At 30.8% G+C, this 18,135-nt stretch carries 17 protein-coding genes; 13 read left to right on the forward strand and 4 right to left on the reverse strand.

All coding sequences use genetic code 11. From position 1 onward, the window contains the following. The first annotated feature begins 134 nt into the window (after nt 1–134). From cdaA to NST35_RS03615, 5 genes are all read left to right on the forward strand, one after another. The gene (gene cdaA / locus NST35_RS03595; RefSeq protein WP_002458739.1) at nt 135–944 is read left to right on the forward strand and encodes a diadenylate cyclase CdaA; all 810 of its coding nucleotides are present in this window, start codon (nt 135–137) and stop codon (nt 942–944) included. Further along, nucleotides 945–1,880, forward strand: a complete 936-nt coding sequence (locus tag NST35_RS03600; RefSeq protein ID WP_002458738.1) for a CdaR family protein — start codon at nt 945–947, stop codon at nt 1,878–1,880. It abuts the gene before it with no gap. Nucleotides 1,881–1,904: 24 nt separating this feature from the next. Then, nucleotides 1,905–3,260 (forward strand): phosphoglucosamine mutase, encoded by a 1,356-nt coding sequence (gene glmM / locus NST35_RS03605; protein ID WP_002447825.1) that lies wholly within the window; start codon nt 1,905–1,907, stop codon nt 3,258–3,260. Nucleotides 3,261–3,890: 630 nt separating this feature from the next. Continuing rightward, nucleotides 3,891–5,696 carry a glutamine--fructose-6-phosphate transaminase (isomerizing) gene (glmS, locus tag NST35_RS03610; RefSeq protein WP_002458737.1) on the forward strand — a complete coding sequence of 602 codons (1,806 nt, stop codon included), beginning with the start codon at nt 3,891–3,893 and terminating at the stop codon, nt 5,694–5,696. A 500-nt stretch (nt 5,697–6,196) separates the two neighbouring features. Beyond that, nucleotides 6,197–7,054, forward strand: coding sequence for an HAD family hydrolase (locus NST35_RS03615; protein WP_002458736.1), 858 nt, complete (start codon nt 6,197–6,199; stop codon nt 7,052–7,054). Nucleotides 7,055–7,370: 316 nt separating this feature from the next. Here NST35_RS03615 and NST35_RS03620 read toward each other — a convergent pair whose 3' ends face one another. Further along, nucleotides 7,371–8,522, reverse strand: a complete 1,152-nt coding sequence (locus NST35_RS03620; protein ID WP_032604583.1) for a lytic transglycosylase — start codon at nt 8,520–8,522, stop codon at nt 7,371–7,373. Nucleotides 8,523–8,654: 132 nt separating this feature from the next. On the opposite strand from NST35_RS03620, the gene NST35_RS03625 reads away from it, so the two are divergent. Then, nucleotides 8,655–9,386, forward strand: a complete 732-nt coding sequence (locus tag NST35_RS03625; RefSeq protein WP_002458734.1) for a metallophosphoesterase family protein — start codon at nt 8,655–8,657, stop codon at nt 9,384–9,386. Nucleotides 9,387–9,647: 261 nt separating this feature from the next. On the opposite strand, the gene czrB is transcribed toward NST35_RS03625, so the two are convergent. Together czrB and czrA are read right to left on the reverse strand one after the other, a co-directional pair. Then, on the reverse strand, nt 9,648–10,601 hold the full coding sequence (czrB, locus tag NST35_RS03630; RefSeq protein WP_002458733.1) for a CDF family zinc efflux transporter CzrB: 954 nt from the start codon (nt 10,599–10,601) through the stop codon (nt 9,648–9,650). Continuing rightward, nucleotides 10,588–10,929: a Zn(II)-responsive metalloregulatory transcriptional repressor CzrA gene (gene czrA, locus NST35_RS03635; RefSeq protein WP_002458732.1), complete on the reverse strand. Its 342-nt coding sequence runs from the start codon at nt 10,927–10,929 to the stop codon at nt 10,588–10,590. The genes czrB and czrA overlap by 14 nt, the downstream gene beginning before the upstream one ends. 144 nt (nt 10,930–11,073) lie before the next feature. Between czrA and NST35_RS03640 the strand changes: the two genes are divergently transcribed. The 6 genes from NST35_RS03640 to NST35_RS03665 all read left to right on the forward strand — a co-directional run bounded on the left by NST35_RS03640 (nt 11,074) and on the right by NST35_RS03665 (nt 16,429). After that, complete coding sequence (locus NST35_RS03640) at nt 11,074–11,730, forward strand: NAD(P)-binding oxidoreductase (RefSeq protein WP_002458731.1); 657 nt, start codon at nt 11,074–11,076, stop codon at nt 11,728–11,730. A 644-nt stretch (nt 11,731–12,374) separates the two neighbouring features. Further along, on the forward strand, nt 12,375–13,313 hold the full coding sequence (locus tag NST35_RS03645; RefSeq protein WP_002458729.1) for a type I phosphomannose isomerase catalytic subunit: 939 nt from the start codon (nt 12,375–12,377) through the stop codon (nt 13,311–13,313). A gap of 55 nt (nt 13,314–13,368) precedes the next feature. Beyond that, nucleotides 13,369–13,596, forward strand: a complete 228-nt coding sequence (locus NST35_RS03650) for a hypothetical protein (RefSeq protein ID WP_002458728.1) — start codon at nt 13,369–13,371, stop codon at nt 13,594–13,596. Nucleotides 13,597–13,828: 232 nt separating this feature from the next. Continuing rightward, nucleotides 13,829–15,205, forward strand: coding sequence for an EVE domain-containing protein (locus tag NST35_RS03655; protein ID WP_002458727.1), 1,377 nt, complete (start codon nt 13,829–13,831; stop codon nt 15,203–15,205). Between the two features lie 180 nt (nt 15,206–15,385). Continuing rightward, nucleotides 15,386–15,796: a thiol-disulfide oxidoreductase DCC family protein gene (locus tag NST35_RS03660; protein WP_001829885.1), complete on the forward strand. Its 411-nt coding sequence runs from the start codon at nt 15,386–15,388 to the stop codon at nt 15,794–15,796. 186 nt (nt 15,797–15,982) lie between these two features. Further along, on the forward strand, nt 15,983–16,429 hold the full coding sequence (locus NST35_RS03665; RefSeq protein ID WP_001829900.1) for a Dps family protein: 447 nt from the start codon (nt 15,983–15,985) through the stop codon (nt 16,427–16,429). Between the two features lie 122 nt (nt 16,430–16,551). Here NST35_RS03665 and deoD read toward each other — a convergent pair whose 3' ends face one another. Next, nucleotides 16,552–17,262 (reverse strand): purine-nucleoside phosphorylase, encoded by a 711-nt coding sequence (gene deoD / locus NST35_RS03670; protein WP_002447810.1) that lies wholly within the window; start codon nt 17,260–17,262, stop codon nt 16,552–16,554. Between the two features lie 206 nt (nt 17,263–17,468). Between deoD and deoC the strand changes: the two genes are divergently transcribed. Beyond that, nucleotides 17,469–18,131, forward strand: a complete 663-nt coding sequence (deoC, locus tag NST35_RS03675; protein WP_002458726.1) for a deoxyribose-phosphate aldolase — start codon at nt 17,469–17,471, stop codon at nt 18,129–18,131. The last annotated feature ends 4 nt before the right edge of the window (nt 18,132–18,135 follow it).

Raw genomic sequence — 18,135 nt, forward strand, 5'->3', positions numbered from 1 at the left:
TTTTTATTTGTTAGAATTTTTTACTTTTATTTCTTATTTAAGAATTTTTATAAAATGTTATTTTGTCGTATGACAGTGTTAATAATGATTGGTATAATAATCAATATGGAAAAGTATTACCCGGAGGAGATGTTATGGATTTTTCCAATTTTTTTCAAAATCTGAGTACTATAAAAATTATTACTAGTCTACTGGATTTACTGATTGTTTGGTATGTGTTGTATCTTCTCATTACAGTTTTTAAAGGTACTAAAGCAATTCAATTATTAAAAGGGATAGTTGTCATTGTTATCGGCCAGCAAATCAGTAAAATTCTTAACTTAACAGCAACATCTAAATTGTTTGATATTGTAATTCAATGGGGTGTTTTAGCTCTCATTGTGATATTTCAACCTGAAATAAGAAGAGCCTTGGAACAATTAGGTAGAGGAAATTTTTTAAAACGATATACGAATACTTATAGTCACGATGAAGAAAAGTTGATTCAATCTGTATCTAAAGCTGTTCAATATATGGCTAAGCGTCGCATTGGTGCGCTTATTGTTTTTGAAAAAGAGACAGGTTTGCAGGACTATATAGAAACTGGAATACCGATGAATTCTGATATATCTCAAGAGTTACTAACTAATGTATTTATCCCTAATACACCATTACACGATGGTGCAATGATAATTCAAGGAAGTAAGATTGCCGTTGCTGCAAGTTATTTACCATTATCAGATAGTGTTAAAATATCAAAAAGTTTAGGAACTAGACATAGAGCGGCAGTTGGAATTTCAGAAGTTTCTGATGCTTTTACTGTTGTTGTATCTGAAGAAACTGGTGATATATCAGTCACTTTTGATGGAAAATTAAGAAGAGATATTTCAAAAGATGTTTTTGAAGAATTGCTTGCTGAACATTGGTTTGGTGCACACTTTCAAAAGAAAGGTGTGAATTCATAAATGCTTGAAAGTAAATGGGGATTAAGATTTGTCGCTCTCATATTAGCAGTATTTTTCTTTTTATCAGTAAATAATGTATTCGGAAATATATTTAATACAGATGATTTATCACAAAAATCATCCAAAACCATTCAAGATGTGCCCGTTGATGTTATTTATAATAATAAAGACCTACATGTAACTAAAATTCCTAAAAACGTCGATGTTAATTTAACAGGACCACAATCAAAATTAATCAAAATTGAAAACCCTGAAGATTTGAAAGTAGTCGTTGATCTTTCTGGAAAAAAAGCAGGGAAATATCAAAAAAAATATCAAGTTAAAGGCATAGATAGTGGTATCAACTATCAAATTAAACCTGAAGTAGCACACATTAACCTTGAAAATAAAATAACACGAGTTATGCATGTACAACCAGACATTAGTAGTAATAGTTTAGACCCAAAATATAAAATAAGTAAACAAAGTATTTCACCAGAAACTGTAAAAGTGACTGGTGGAGAGCAACAGTTAAAAAATATAGCTTATTTAAAAGCAACCTTTAAAAATTCTAGTAAAGTGAACAAAGATACCAATGATGTTGCAGATGTTAGTGCATTTGATAAACAATTAAATAAATTAAATGTATCAATTAATCCAAATGAGGTTAATTTAAAAGTAACAGTTGAACCATTCAGTAAAATGGTTAAGGTACGTACAAAAACAACGGGTAAGCTTAATGAAAATAAAGAATTAGATAGTGTTAAACTAGAAGATAAAGAAGTAGAAATATTTGGTAATAGAGATGAATTACAAAATATTAATGAAATTACTGCTGAAGTAGATATTGATGGCATTTCAGAATCTACAGAAAAAACAGTATTATTTAACTTACCTAAAGATGTGACTAAAGTGAATCCAAAGGAAACAAAAGCGTATATAAATGTTAAAAATTGATAGATACAAAAGGAGCGTTTAAAAATGGGAAAATATTTTGGTACTGATGGTGTTCGTGGTGTCGCTAACCAAGAACTCACACCTGAATTGGCTTTTAAACTAGGTAGATACGGAGGATATGTACTCGCACATAACAAAGGTGAAAAGCATCCTCGAGTTTTAGTAGGAAGAGATACAAGAGTATCAGGAGAAATGCTAGAATCTGCATTAATCGCTGGTTTAATTTCAATTGGCGCAGAAGTGATGCGTTTAGGTGTTATCTCAACACCAGGTGTGGCTTATTTGACTAAAGAAATGGAAGCAGCATTAGGTGTTATGATTTCTGCGTCACATAATCCGGTTGCTGATAATGGAATTAAATTTTTTGGTTCAGATGGCTTTAAATTGTCAGATGATCAAGAAAATGAAATTGAGCAATTATTAGATCAAACTAATCCTGATTTACCACGTCCTGTAGGAGAGGATATTGTACATTATTCAGATTATTTTGAAGGTGCACAAAAGTATCTAAGTTATCTTAAATCCACAGTCGATGTAAATTTTGAGGGTCTTAAAATAGTATTAGATGGTGCAAACGGGTCAACTTCTTCTTTAGCCCCATTCTTGTTTGGCGATTTAGAAGCGGATACTGAGACAATAGGATGTAATCCAGATGGTTATAATATTAATGAACAATGTGGCTCTACTCATCCAGAAAAATTAGCTGAAACGGTGTTAGAAACTGGAAGTGACTTTGGTTTAGCTTTTGATGGAGATGGAGATCGCATTATTGCGGTAGATGAAAATGGACAAATTGTAGATGGAGATCAAATTATGTTCATTATTGGTCAAGAAATGTATAAAAACCAAGAACTCAATGGAAATATGATAGTTTCGACAGTTATGAGTAACCTTGGTTTCTACAAAGCTCTAGAAAAAGAAGGTATTCAGTCAAACAAAACTAAAGTGGGAGATCGCTATGTTGTCGAGGAAATGAGAAGAGGAAATTATAATCTTGGTGGTGAACAATCGGGTCATATCGTATTAATGGATTACAATACTACTGGTGATGGATTATTAACGGGTGTTCAATTGGCCTCTGTTATTAAAATGAGTGGTAAAACTCTAAGTGAGTTAGCTTCTCAAATGAAAAAGTATCCACAATCTCTAATTAATGTGAGAGTGACTGACAAATATCGTGTTGAAGAGAATATTCATGTTCAAGAGATAATGACGAAAGTTGAAACCGAGATGAACGGTGAAGGAAGAATTCTTGTTCGACCTTCTGGAACTGAACCTTTAGTACGTGTAATGGTTGAGGCTGCAACTGACGCGGATGCTGAAAGATATGCTCAAAGTATCGCTGACGTTGTTGAAGAAAAAATGGGTTTAGATAAATAATATTTTCATGTTTAAATTCATATATAACAGATTTATGATGTTACTATCATAAATCTGTTTTTTTAAAACAGAATTTTATCTTTTAAAAAGATTTGAAAAATATATTTTTTTATTTTGAGAATAATTCGCTGATGTATCTATTCAGAACTATTACTATTTATAAAAAATACTGTTAAATCGTTTGCAAATTAATTCGTTATCAGTGTACAATAAATATTAATGGAAAGGAGGAAAGTCTAGGTTATTAATAATTAAAGCGCCTGTGCAAAATGCTTAAATAGTTGTCAAGTATTAAAAGTTAAAATAGTAGAGCTTTTATAGATAATCATTTGGATTTTGTAGACGAGGAGGATAGTGATCGAATCAGATCGGCGGATGCTATCCCGGATGTGGCACATTCGTTAGCTTATTAAGTAAATCATTAAGGTGACTTAGTGGACAAAGTTAATAAGATCGCCAAACTAAATAAATTATTTTGGGAAACTACGGATAGCGTGTATAAAATTCATATAATAGCACGCTTATTTCATGATGTAATCGTTAATAATAATTATGATAGGGGATTATCAAATTTAACCAGTGATAATTAATCATAATAGCCGTGTTATCCCATTTGTTGGAGGATATTATATGTGTGGAATTGTAGGTTATATTGGCTACGATAATGCCAAAGAATTACTATTAAAAGGGTTAGAAAAATTAGAATATCGTGGTTATGACTCAGCAGGTATTGCTGTAGTTAATGATGATGGTACAAAACTTTTTAAAGAAAAAGGAAGAATTGCTGAATTACGTAAAGTTGCAGATAATAGTGATGAGGATGGTACGTTAGGAATTGGTCATACACGTTGGGCGACACATGGTGTTCCAAATTATGAAAATTCACACCCACATCAGTCAACATCTGGACGTTTTACATTAGTTCATAATGGTGTAATTGAAAATTACGAAGAATTAAAAGCTGAATATTTATCTGATGTCACTTTTTCATCAGAAACTGATACGGAAGTTATCGTACAATTAGTAGATTATTTTTCTAAGCAAGGATTAGCTACAGAAGATGCATTTACAAAAGTAGTTAAATTATTAGATGGGTCATATGCTTTAGGACTATTAGATAATAATGATAAAGATACTATTTATGTGGCTAAAAACAAGTCTCCGCTTTTAGTAGGTGTAGGTGAAGGTTTCAATGTTATTGCTTCTGATGCTCTAGCAATGTTACAAACTACAAATCAATACAAAGAGATACATGACCATGAAATAGTTATCGTTAAGCGAGACACAGTAGAAATTAAAGATCTTGAGGGGCACATTCAACAACGTGATACGTATACGGCAGAAATAGATGCTGCTGATGCAGAAAAAGGCGTATATGATCATTACATGTTAAAAGAAATTCATGAACAGCCTGCAGTGATGCGTCGTATAATTCAAGAATATCAAGATGAAAAAGGTAATTTAAAAATCGATTCAGAGATTATTAATGATGTAGCAGATGCTGATCGTATTTACATCGTTGCGGCTGGTACTAGTTATCATGCTGGATTGGTTGGTAAAGAATTTATTGAAAAATGGGCAGGTGTACCTACTGAGGTTCATGTAGCTTCTGAATTTGTATATAATATGCCACTTCTTTCTGAAAAACCATTATTTATTTATATTTCACAATCTGGTGAAACAGCTGATAGTCGTGCTGTTTTAGTTGAAACAAATAAGTTGGGTCACAAATCATTAACAATTACTAATGTTGCTGGCTCAACATTATCACGTGAAGCGGATCATACATTACTTTTACATGCTGGACCTGAGATTGCAGTAGCATCTACAAAAGCATATACAGCGCAAATTGCTGTTTTAGCTATCTTATCTCAAATTGTTGCTAAATATCATGGTCGTGAAACCGATGTTGATTTATTAAGAGAACTTGCTAAGGTTACTACTGCTATAGAAACAATTGTTGACGATGCACCTAAGATGGAGCAAATTGCAACGGATTTCTTAAAAACTACTCGTAATGCATTCTTCATTGGAAGAACAATTGATTATAATGTTAGTTTAGAAGGTGCATTAAAATTAAAGGAAATTTCTTATATTCAAGCTGAAGGATTTGCAGGTGGGGAATTAAAGCACGGAACAATCGCTTTGATTGAAGATGGCACACCTGTCATAGGTTTAGCTACCCAAGAAAACGTTAATCTATCAATTCGTGGAAATATGAAAGAAGTAGTAGCACGTGGTGCATATCCTTGTATGATTTCAATGGAAGGTTTGAATAAAGAAGGAGACACATACGTGATTCCACAAGTACATGAATTATTAACTCCATTAGTATCTGTAGTGACAATGCAATTAATCTCATATTATGCTGCATTACAACGAGATTTGGATGTGGATAAACCTCGTAACCTAGCCAAATCGGTTACAGTAGAGTAAAATGTTTATAATTTAGAGTAGCCTAAGTGGCTACTCTTTATTTTTTGAATTAATTTTAGAATTATGCTTCAATTAATTTTAACTAAGCGTCTAATGCCGTTGTTTAAGGACTTTAATGAAGTACCCTAAATTATTAATATTGGACGAACCTACAACTGAATTGGATTTTATATAAAGAGACAACTATTTAAAACATTAGGTAAGCATATTTTAAATGATTCACAACTTTCTGTCCTACATGTAACGCATATACATATAATAGAAGAAATGCCGTTATTTGTGAAAAAGATTTACTTAAAGACATTTACATATTTAACAAGGGTAATATTAAAGATGTTATGAGATCCTTATCGGACAACAAATTTTTTGGTAGAGATGTCATTGTAAATAAAAGAAGACGACAATATAGTATGTTCAAAGTGTAATCAAAGCCGTTGCACTTTAGTATGATAAGTGACACAATTTAAGTGTATAAGTTAGAGTCTTGAATGGAGGATAATATGAAAAATATAAAAGCAATTTTTTTAGATATGGATGGAACGATATTACATGAAAATAATAAAGCCTCGGAATATACTAAACAAGTGATTAATCAATTGAGAGAACAAAATTATAAAGTTTTCCTTGCTACTGGGAGATCTTATTCAGAAATCAATCAACTTGTTCCAAATGGATTCACTGTAGATGGTATTATCAGTTCGAATGGAACTTCAGGTGAAATTCATGGAGATAATTTATTTAGACATAGTTTAACTTTAGAACAAGTACAGAAAATTGTGGAATTGGCTAAAAAACAACATATTTATTATGAAGTTTTTCCTTTTGAAAGTGATCGCATATCTCTTAAAGAAGATGAAGATTGGATGAAAGAAATGATTTCCACTATAGAGCCACCTGACGCTGTAAGTCAAAGTGAGTGGTCATCGAGAAGGGAAGCAATTAAAGGAAAAATAGATTGGCAAGATACCTTACCCGATGCACACTTTTCTAAAATATATTTATTCAGTCCCAACTTAGATAAAATAACTGATTTTCGCAATCATCTTGTTGAAAATCAATCAAATATAGGTATTACCGTATCTAATTCTTCGCGTTATAATGCTGAAACGATGCCATATCATACTGATAAAGGTACAGGTATCAAGGAAATGATTGATCACTATGGTATTCAGCAAGAAGAAACTTTAGTTATTGGTGATAGTGATAATGATAGAGCTATGTTTAATTTTGGGCACCACACTGTTGCAATGAAAAATGCAAGACAAGAAATTAAAAATCTTACAGATGATATTACCGAATACACGAACGAAGAAGATGGTGCAGCACATTACTTAAAAACTCATTTATTAGATAACTAGTCTTCAAGTCAGTATCTTGTTATTAAACGGTCGATCACGATAGTTTATATCAGTAAAAATTTTGAATTTATAAAATAGGCAAATGGACACTTTCATATTTAATCATGAAAGTGTCCATTTTTGATTTAAATTATATGCCTATCAACTGGTTCATTATGATTATTTAAAATATGCATAAGCATTAATAAAATATTAAAGAGGATTTTCACAAAAATATATTTACAATATAAAAAACCCAACATGAAAGATTATTAAAATTTCATGTTGGGCAAAATACTTTACATTTAAATTAATAAGGTAATCTAAAGACAATCAACTATTTCTTATCAAATAGATTTTTAGATTGTTCTGTAATATTTTCTTTATTTTCATTTACTTTTTCTTTGATGGAATCATCTATGTTATTTTTTTGGATATCAGTTTTTTCTTGTTGTACATGTGTTTGTTGATCTTTCATTTTATCTATTTCTGTATCTTTTGAATCGGAAGTATTCAATGTAGTATCTACTTTGTCGTTTACAGTATCTTTGTTAACATCTTTATTTTTATGACGTCTTTTGCTTTTGACTGGTTGGTCACCACGTTTAACGAAATAATTAATAATTCCAAAAATCAAAATGTAATAAAGACATAGACGTAATACTATAGATACGATTCTAGCTATTATAACAATAGTTTGAGCCACCATTTGAGACATACTGCTTGTTAAGTATTGTACACCGAATAATAGCGGTCTGTTAATAATACTTGCAAGTAAACCAATAAGTAATACGCCAATGAAAAATTTAAACCAAGTTTTCTTACCGTTTTTAATACCTTTAAATCCTTCTTTTAGATTACTCATTACTTTACGAGATGAATCTTCTGTATAAGCAGTAGTATAATTAATAATGAATATAATTACAAACCAATAGAAAATTGATGAAATGAAACCTGTTATGAGTAACAACACAATTTGTATTGTGATTAAAATTCCCATTGGATTTTCGTAGCCACTTATTGATTGTTGTAAGCCAATAAATAATGGGCTAAGAGCTAAATTATATAATTTATTTAATAGCATTAGAATAAGTACGATTATAATAAACAGAACTAAAGTTATTAAAGCTAAGATTACTGATTTAGCATATTTGCCTTTTTTAAAAGCAAAAAATAAATCACTAAAGAGAACTTTCTCTTTATTAATAGCTTTTTGAATTGCATATACTGTACCAGTTATCAATGGGTAACCTACAAAAATAAATAATAAAATTAAAATGAGTAAAATAAAAATAATAGATATAATAGGTTTTGTAGTAGGTTCACCGAGTTGAGCTAACATGGGTAACCTTTGGGCTCTTAATATAACTAATGAGAATGCAATATTAGAAGTAATATAGCAAATGACAAAAGTTAGTAATGAGATTAGTATTAACTTTAGATTATGTGGTTTTGCTTTTTGAAATCCGGATTTATAATAATTAAACAAATTTTAAGCACTCCTTTTTTTTCATATAAATACAATATCAAAATTCTAATAAATTTTAAATTAATATCTAACATAATAGAGCACAAAATGTTAGAATATGCTAATAAGATAACATTGAAGGGAGATAATATCATGAAATTTGCTGTTATCACTGATATTCATGGAAACTTTGATGCGCTTCAAACTGTTTTAGATGATATTGATAGTAGAGATGATATTGAAAAAATTTATAACCTAGGTGATAACATAGGGATTGGACATGAGACAAATAAAGTACTGGATACTATATTTGACCGAGATGATATGGAAATGATCGCAGGTAATCATGATGAAGCTATTATGTCACTCGTCAATGGAACACCTTATCCTGAAGATTTAAAAGGGAAGTTTTATGAGCATCATCAATGGATTGAAGGACATTTAGATGAGTCCTATTACGATGAAATTGATCAATTGCCAAGATATATTGAAATGAACGTAAAAGGGAAAAAGATTTTATTTATTCATTATGAAATTGAAAATGATAAAATGTCAGCTCCCATTGAAGAACAACCTTTTGCGCCTATTACAAAAGATGACGAACAAGCTATTTCTGAATTATTTAAAGATAAAGAAGCCGATTTAATTTTATTTGGACATAACCATAGATTGCATATGTTTGATGATAAATCTACAGTATATTTTAATCCTGGATCAGTAGGTTTGAACAACGGTTCTAACACCGTATATGGTATTATTACCGTTAATGAAAAAGGAATTTCAGTAGAAAGAGTGAAATTAGCTTACAATAATGAAGAATTTTTAGCAGGTTTTGAAGAAAAGCAAGTACCAGCTAGAGAATTTATATTTAAGAATTTCATTTAAAGTAAGATGTTTATAGTAGAAAAGTAAATATTGAGATAGATTCATCTGAAATTTATAACACCTATTGAAAATTTTTAGAGCGTGGGAACATAACTGATGTCCCACGTTCTAAATATATATAGGATGATTGAAATGGAGTTCTACTCACATCAACTCTCTTTTAAATTAAGATATGATTTTTAGGTTGAGTCTTTGAATGCAATAGCACCTTCAATCTACATCTTTATTTATAATCAAAAAGGATCGTTAGAAATAAACGCTCTAATGAGAGTGCTCATGTATACCTGAGCATAATGTTGATTCATCATGTTTGTGTTCTGGTGTTTCAAGTTGTATTGTCATATGCTGAATATTTAATTGCAATAGGTCACTTTCGATTGATTTTAGCATTGTTTCACACGTTTGAACTGATAAATATTCTGGTACAACTGCATGACAACTTAATGCATTCATATCATTTGAAATGGTCCATACATGACAATCATGTACATTTTGAATTCTTTCATCTTTACTAATTGTTTTAATTACAGCATTTAAATCTATATTATTAGGCGTTCCTTCCATCAATATGTTAAGGGATGATTTAGAAATGCCGTAAGCACTTTTTAAAATAATTAACGAAACTAAAATACTGGCTAAAGGATCCGCTAATGTAAAATTAAAGCCCCAAATTAAGAGAGAAGCAACGATTGCGCCAACAGAGCCTAACAAGTCTCCAAGTACATGTAAAAATGCGCCTCGCATATTAAGGTTGTGAGAGGTATCTCCTCCTTTAAACATGAGTATCGCTACAATGATATTTACTATAAGACCAATCACACTAATGATGAACATTTCCTTCGATTGAACCTCAGGAGGTTCTAAAAATCTTCGTATCGCTTCGATTATTATAATAATACTAATGATAAATAGGGTAACTCCGTTGAAAAGTGCTGCTAGAATCTCAAAACGTTTGTAACCATATGTTTTACTTTTTGTAGCATGCTTTTCAGCATATATAAAAGCTATGAGAGCTACACCTAAGGATATGGCATCACTTAGCATGTGAAAACCATCAGACAATAATGCTAGACTATTTGCCAAGAACCCACCTATAATTTCTACAAGCATGAAGAGACCAATAATAATAAAAGAAAACATGAGTACTTTCTTATTATCTGTATGAACGTGTCCGTGTGCATGAGAATGATGATGTTGATGATTATGATTTGTCATTAGAAATTCCACCTTCACTAGGATGTTTGGCGTGATGAATGGCTTGTTTAAGTAAAGTTGAAACGTGTCTATCATCTATAGAATAAATCATTGATTGCCCTTGTCTTTTAGATTTAACAAGATGAGTGCTTTTAAGTAGTTTCAATTGATGTGATACATTTGACTGAGTCATATTTAAAGAATGTGAAATATGTCCAACACTTGCTTCACCGTTTTCAAGAAACTCCATAATTCTGACACGATTAAAATCACTTAAAGCTTTGAAAATATGAGTGACTTTAATCAATGTATCCTGATTGCTTTCATCGTTAATATGATATCCACTCATTGTAAATTCACACTCCAACATATGAATATTTGTTCATATATTAATATAATGAGAATATTGAAGTATGTCAATGATACACTAACGTTTAGTATTCTCTTGTAGTGGTAAATACAAAGTACAATTTTTTGAAGGAGGACGTTAGAAATGAGTATTTTAGTTATTGGAGCAAATGGTGGCGTAGGTTCTAAACTAGTTAGTCAATTAAATGAAGAACACGTTGATTTTACAGCTGGTGTGCGTAAGGAAAATCAAGTTAAAGAATTAGAAAATAAAGGAATTAAAGCTACTTTAATAGATGTAGAAAAAAATAGTATTGATGATTTAAAAAATATCTTTACAGATTATGATAAAGTCATCTTTTCGGTTGGATCTGGAGGAAGCACTGGAGCGGATAAAACAATCATTGTTGATTTAGATGGTGCTGTAAAAACAATTAAAGCTAGTAAAGAAGCGGGTATCAAACATTACGTTATGGTATCAACGTACGATTCTAGACGTGAAGCATTCGATGCGAGTGGAGATTTAAAACCGTATACAATTGCAAAGCATTATGCTGATGATTACTTAAGAACATCAAATCTTAATTATACAATTGTACATCCAGGTTCACTTACAGATGATGCTGGAACTGGAAAAATAGAAGCTGATTTATATTTCGACAAAGCAGGATCAATTCCACGTGAAGATGTTGCTACAGTTTTAAAAGAAGTAGTAACTTCTGATGGTTTTAATAATCAAGAATTCCAAATTTTAAGTGGCAATCATGATGTTAAAGATGCATTGAAAAACTATGAATCTTAACATTTAAAATTAAGTACGTATTAAAAATTATTTGTCATTTATAAAATAACTTGATGCAAAATTCATTCTCTATTATCGATAGAATTGTTGTAGTTTGTTTTTAAATACTTCAATTTCTAATCAGTATTTGAGGGGGGCAAGATAAGAAAATCAAAAAGTCTTATCTTGTTCCCTTTTTATATTAAACATTAAATATTTCAATGAGTATAATTATACTCATTTTTCTACTTTTAAATGAACTTGAAAAGAGAGAAATGCTGGATTCTATTGAATCCAATTTAACGCTTTGTTATTTTAAGGCGTCATTTACAGAAAATAATGGTATAGTAATGAATAAAGCGCTTTATTAGATTAGTAAAAATGATGCTATTCAATTTATTAGGCAGTTGATATAATATGTAAGAATCCTATGTCAAATGGACACAGGATACAAAGTGTATAAAATGATAGTATATTCATATAGTAGTTTGTGAAATAATCATATATGCTACACTCAAAACGAGTGAGAAAGAGAGTTAGCTTCAAATACATATCTTAAAAGAAGAGCTATGTTGTCTCAAAAGTATTTTTATTATTTGACATTGTGTGATATTCAAGCATAGATAATGATTAAAGTTTAGGCTTTTAATAATGGAGGTGTGAACATGCCGTTATTTTTAAAACCCATTTTTCTCGATAAAGTATGGGGCAGTGATAATCTTCGCCAATTTGGGTATCAACTACCTAATAATCATATAGGTGAATGTTGGGGAATTTCAGCACATCCACATGGCAAAAGTGTGATTGAAAATGGTATATTTGCTGGTCAAACATTGGATCAAGTATGGAACAATCATAGAGAAATGTTTGGAGATTTTCCAAGTAAAGATTTTCCGTTAATGGCTAAAATTGTAGATGCTGCTGCGCCATTGTCTATTCATGTACATCCCGACGATTCTTATGCATATGAACACGAAGAAGGTCAATATGGAAAATCTGAATGTTGGTACATCATTGAAGCTGATGAAGGTGCAAAGATTACTATAGGTACGTATGCGAAATCTCGTGATGAATTTGAAGAGCAATTGAAGCAAGGTACATTTGAAAATCATTTGAGAACAATACAAGTGCAACCAGGAGATTTTTACTTTATACCAGCTGGAACGATACATTCTATAGGTGCAGGCATTATGGCGTATGAAGTCATGCAATCATCAGATATTTCATATAGAATTTATGATTATCATAGAAAAACAGACAATAGTGAGGAACGTGAATTAAATATAGATAAGGCATTAGATGTTATTAATTATTCAAATGAACTACCTAATATCACTCCTCAAAATGAAGTGATAGAAAATCACAATTGTACACATATTGTATCGAGTGATTTTTTTACTATGGTTAAGTGGGATATTTCTGGCACTCTAAATTATATGAAGCCTAGAGAATTTTGTCTTGTTTCTGTTTTAGATGGACAAGGTAAACTTATTGTAGATGGTGATATATATGAAATATCTACAGGTTCAAACTTTGTGTTAACTTCTGAAGATTTAGATAGTGTTTTCGAAGGAGATTTCAAACTAATCATTAGTTACATTTAATAAGTATTAAAAAATATACCAATTTAAGTATAGGTGATATAAGGAGAGAGACTTTGTGAAGCAATTTTTATATATTTCTCTAGTTTGTGGCATTATTTCAGGAGCAGGTATATTTTTACAATTACCGCATTATCCATCTATGATGATTCCAAGATTTGTGGCGATTCTCGGAATAATTAGCGCTGCAATTACAATAAGAGATAAGGAAATAAGTGGTATGCTTAAACTTGGTGGAATAATGATTAATATAATGCCGTTACTTGGGAGTGTTATTGCTAAATGAAAGATGACGATATGCAAGTGTCTAACGATGATACTTGCATTTTTAATTTTTAAAAGCAACTTTTAATGATAAGTGTTGTTTAGAATAGTGAATGATATTATGATAAAATAAATAAAAATATTTAATAATAATGATGATCACATTTAAGTGATTACTGATGAGACCCATGGTTGTTTAGAGTGAATGATATGAAAATAGAACATAAATTAATTTTAGGATAAGGAGCATTATAATGACTGAGGAAATTAACTATTTTTGGCTTAATTGTGGTTACAATAGATGGAATCATAATGAACCATTAGTGGGACAGACAGCGTTATTTGAATCTGGCGCACATTTTAATCCTACACAAGGATATAGAGCATTTAAAAAAGCTAAAGCTGGAGATCAAGTGATTTTTTATCAAGTACAAACAGATTCTGGTCTTTTAGGTATAGGTGAAATTATAAGTGTGCAATCCGGTGCTCAAAATAAAATAAGAGTAGAATTTAAATTTAAAGAAACGCTAAAACCACTTACAACTGATTATCTTAAAAGAAGTGAAGTACTCGATTTTCGTATGAGTAACATGAGAGAAACACTTTTCAACCAAATCAGAGAGTCAGAATTTGAGTTAATAGTTAGTTTAGGTAAAGGAAAATCAAAAATTCCTCGATATTTTTTATTAGCAGAAACAGAAGCGTTTGAACCCGGTAAAAACTATACTATATTTACTCATACATTTAATGGAATCAAAAGGAATGGTTATCATTTTTACACTCAACTAGAGGTAGGTGATAACATTATTATATATAATAAATATCAAAATCAATCGGTTATCGGTATTGGCGAAGTATCAAAGCATTTACATGAGAAACCACCTATACCAGGTCGAACGAATAGTACAGCTATTGAAATTTTTTATGAGAAAGATATTAAGCCCATTTCATTAGGTCATTTGAATAAACATCCTAAATTGAAGAATTTGTATTTCTTACAAGAAAATGCGAAACAGTCAATAGCAAGTATGTCACAAGCTCAATACGATGCCATTTTGGACATGAGTATGAATAATGGTATTAAACATCCTTTTGAAACAGTAAAAAAAGCAGAACTATCAACTCAAAATGCTGAAGATGATAGTTTAAAACCTTTTGTATTATTAGTTGTTGAGCAAAAAGGAGAAGGCTTAAAGGCTGCTGAAGAATTACTCCAAAAAACTAATTCAAACCCTGTGATTACAAGTGGACATCCAGATTTTACTGAAGATATGCTTTATGGTAAATATTTACCAAATGAGTCAGGAGCGCTATATTATCGTGAAGGATTCATTACACACCTAATGCCTAAGAAAGATAAAAGTTATTTAGTCATTGATAACTTCAATCGCATCGATGTGGATATTTTCCAAACATATATTAATGTACTTGAAGGCTATGAAGTGACATTACCAAGATATAATAAAGATGGAAGCATGATTAAGTGGTCAAAAAATAAGGATTCTTTTTATCATTTTAATCCTAATTGGCATATTATTGGTATTACATATGACTCTATAGAAAAAATTAAGCAAAAATATTCGTCACAGTTTTTAAAATATACTCGTATCGTCAAAGTGAATCATGACTAATCGTGTAATCAGTCGTATGAAGAACACATAACTGATTCATTTTATAAAGTAGATTATAACTATACATTTCCTAGTGATTTAAACCTTATTAAGTTAGAATGATGTTAACTTAATAAGGTTTATTTATTATACCTAAATGGGAATATAAATAATTAAGCAATGAAAAAGGAGTGTATACACATGCCAATAATTTATTATGATGGAAATTGTGTTTATTGTTATAACTATGCAATTTGGTTAATTCAAAATGGACTTTCACATAAATATGAGTTTGCAACAATTAAAGGTCAAATAGGTAAACAATTTTTTGAAAATTATCCTGATGCTCAAAATAAGAATAGTGTTATTCTTCAAAAAGGGAATCATTTAGAATTTGAATCACAGGCTGTTGCAACATTGATATCGTCACTACCTAATCACTCTAAATTTCTTGGTATAGGATTAAGATTAATTCCTAAACCATTAAGAGATTTAGGATATCGATTATTTGCAAATAATCGAGATAAAATGTGGAAAACACATTGGCACAAGCCAACTGATTATGAAAAATCATTTTTTCTTGATGATAATGAAAAAATCAAACTAACCTAATTGATAAAATATGATTTAATTGATAATAAAAGAAGATGAACAAGATCAAAATTGAAATCATTTAGACAGATGTTTTGAGAAATTAAAGTAATATTTATTTTGTCTCTTAGTGTTATTTCACTTTACAAATTAGAATTATTATAATATAATAACTATTGTAAAATGAGGTTCGAAGGAGTGTTTGATATGAGTCAACAACAAGATGTAGTCAAAGAATTAAATCAACAAGTCGCAAACTGGACGGTAGCTTATACAAAGTTGCATAATTTCCATTGGTACGTTAAAGGCCCTAATTTCTTTTCTTTACACACAAAATTCGAAGAATTATACAATGAAGCTAGTCAATATGTTGATGATTTAGCAGAAAGAATTTTGGCAATAGGTGGTAATCCAATAGGAACACTTTCCGAGTGTTTAGATAAATCAATAGTAAATGAAGCAGGAAAACATTATTCAGCTGAAGAAATGGTAGAAGAATTGTCTAAAGATTTTTCTAAAATCTCTAAACAATTAGAACAAGCAATTGAAGTGGCTGGAAGCGCTAGTGATGACGTTTCAGAAGATATGTTTATCGGCATGCAAACTTCAGTTGATAAGCATAATTGGATGCTACAATCTTATTTAGGTCATTAATTTTTAGTAACTTACATTTTAATTTTAAATTGACGATCTCAAATATTTTTAGTGTAGCTATTAGAAAAGAGTGGGAGACAAACGCATTGAATGTTTGTCATCCCACTCTATTTTTATATTTTCTATTCAGCTATTTCGAGTGCTATTTCCATCATTTGAGTAAATGATGTTTGTCTCTCTTCTGCACTAGTGGCTTCATCTCTTAGAATATGATCACTCACTGTAAAAATACCTAAAGCCTTTTTATTTGCATGGATGGCATTTAAATATAAACCTGCAGACTCCATTTCGATACCTAAGATACCCATTTTTTTCCATGAATCATTAAAAGTTGAATCAGCATTATAAAATGTATCAGATGACAAAACGTTACCTACGTGTGATACGGCACCAATTTCATCAGCAGCTTTCTTAGCTTTAGCTACTAGATTAAAATCAGCAATAGGTGCAAAGTGACCTGGTATATTAAATTGATCAACATAATTTGAGTTTGTAGAAGCGGCTTGTGCAATAATCACATCATATAAATTGACATCTTCTTGAAGAGCGCCACACGAACCTACGCGAATGATTGTATCCACATCAAAGAAATGGTAAAGTTCATAAGAATAAATGCCAATACTTGGAATCCCCATCCCAGACCCCATTACAGAAACTTCTTTGCCTTTATAAGTTCCAGTGTAACCAAACATATTACGTACTGTATTGAATTGTTCAACATTTTCTAAAAAATTTTCAGCAATATATTGAGCACGTAACGGATCGCCTGGCATTAATACAGTTTTAGCTATTTTAACTCCATTTGGGTTAATGTGAGGTGTACTTTCTGTCATAATATATCTTCTCCTTAATAGTCAGTTCGCAATATCATCATAACCGTTATATTACCATTTTAAGATAACATTTGTTTATCTTTTTTGCGAATTTTTGTACTATATAATTAAAGGTAAATATGTTTTGTTTTTTAAAGATATATTAAAGTTATGTGAAGATTTAATATACTGAGATAGTAATAAACTAAAAACATGGAGGAAAAATGATGAATAAAGCAAAATTAATAGACCATACATTATTAAAACCTGATTCAACAAAGGAACAAATTGATACTATTATAAATGAAGCAAAAGCATATCAGTTTAAGTCTGTATGTGTGAACCCTACACATGTACAATATGCATCTGAACAACTTAAAGGAACTGATGTTTTAGTGTGTACTGTTATTGGATTTCCACTAGGTGCAACAACTACAGCAGTTAAATCTTATGAAACAAAAGATGCGATTAATAATGGCGCTCAAGAGATTGATATGGTGATAAACATTGGAGCACTTAAGGATGGTCGTTTTGATGAAGTGCAAAATGATATCGAAGCCGTCGTTCAAGCAGCTAATGGTAAAACAGTTAAGGTCATTATTGAGACTGTTTTATTAACTGAGAAAGAGAAGATTAAAGCATGTCAATTATCTGAAGCGGCAGGTGCACATTTTGTTAAAACATCCACAGGTTTTGCTGGTGGGGGTGCTACAGTTGAAGATGTAAAATTAATGAAAGATACTGTTGGTGATCGTTTAGAAGTAAAAGCGTCAGGTGGCGTGAGAAATCTAGAAGATTTTAACAATATGATTGAGGCGGGTGCTACACGCATTGGTGCTAGTGCCGGCGTGCAAATTATTCAAGGACTTGAGTCAAATACTGATTACTAATACT

It is taken from the genome of Staphylococcus sp. FSL W8-0304, from assembly GCF_038006565.1.
GTDB lineage: Bacteria > Bacillota > Bacilli > Staphylococcales > Staphylococcaceae > Staphylococcus > Staphylococcus epidermidis.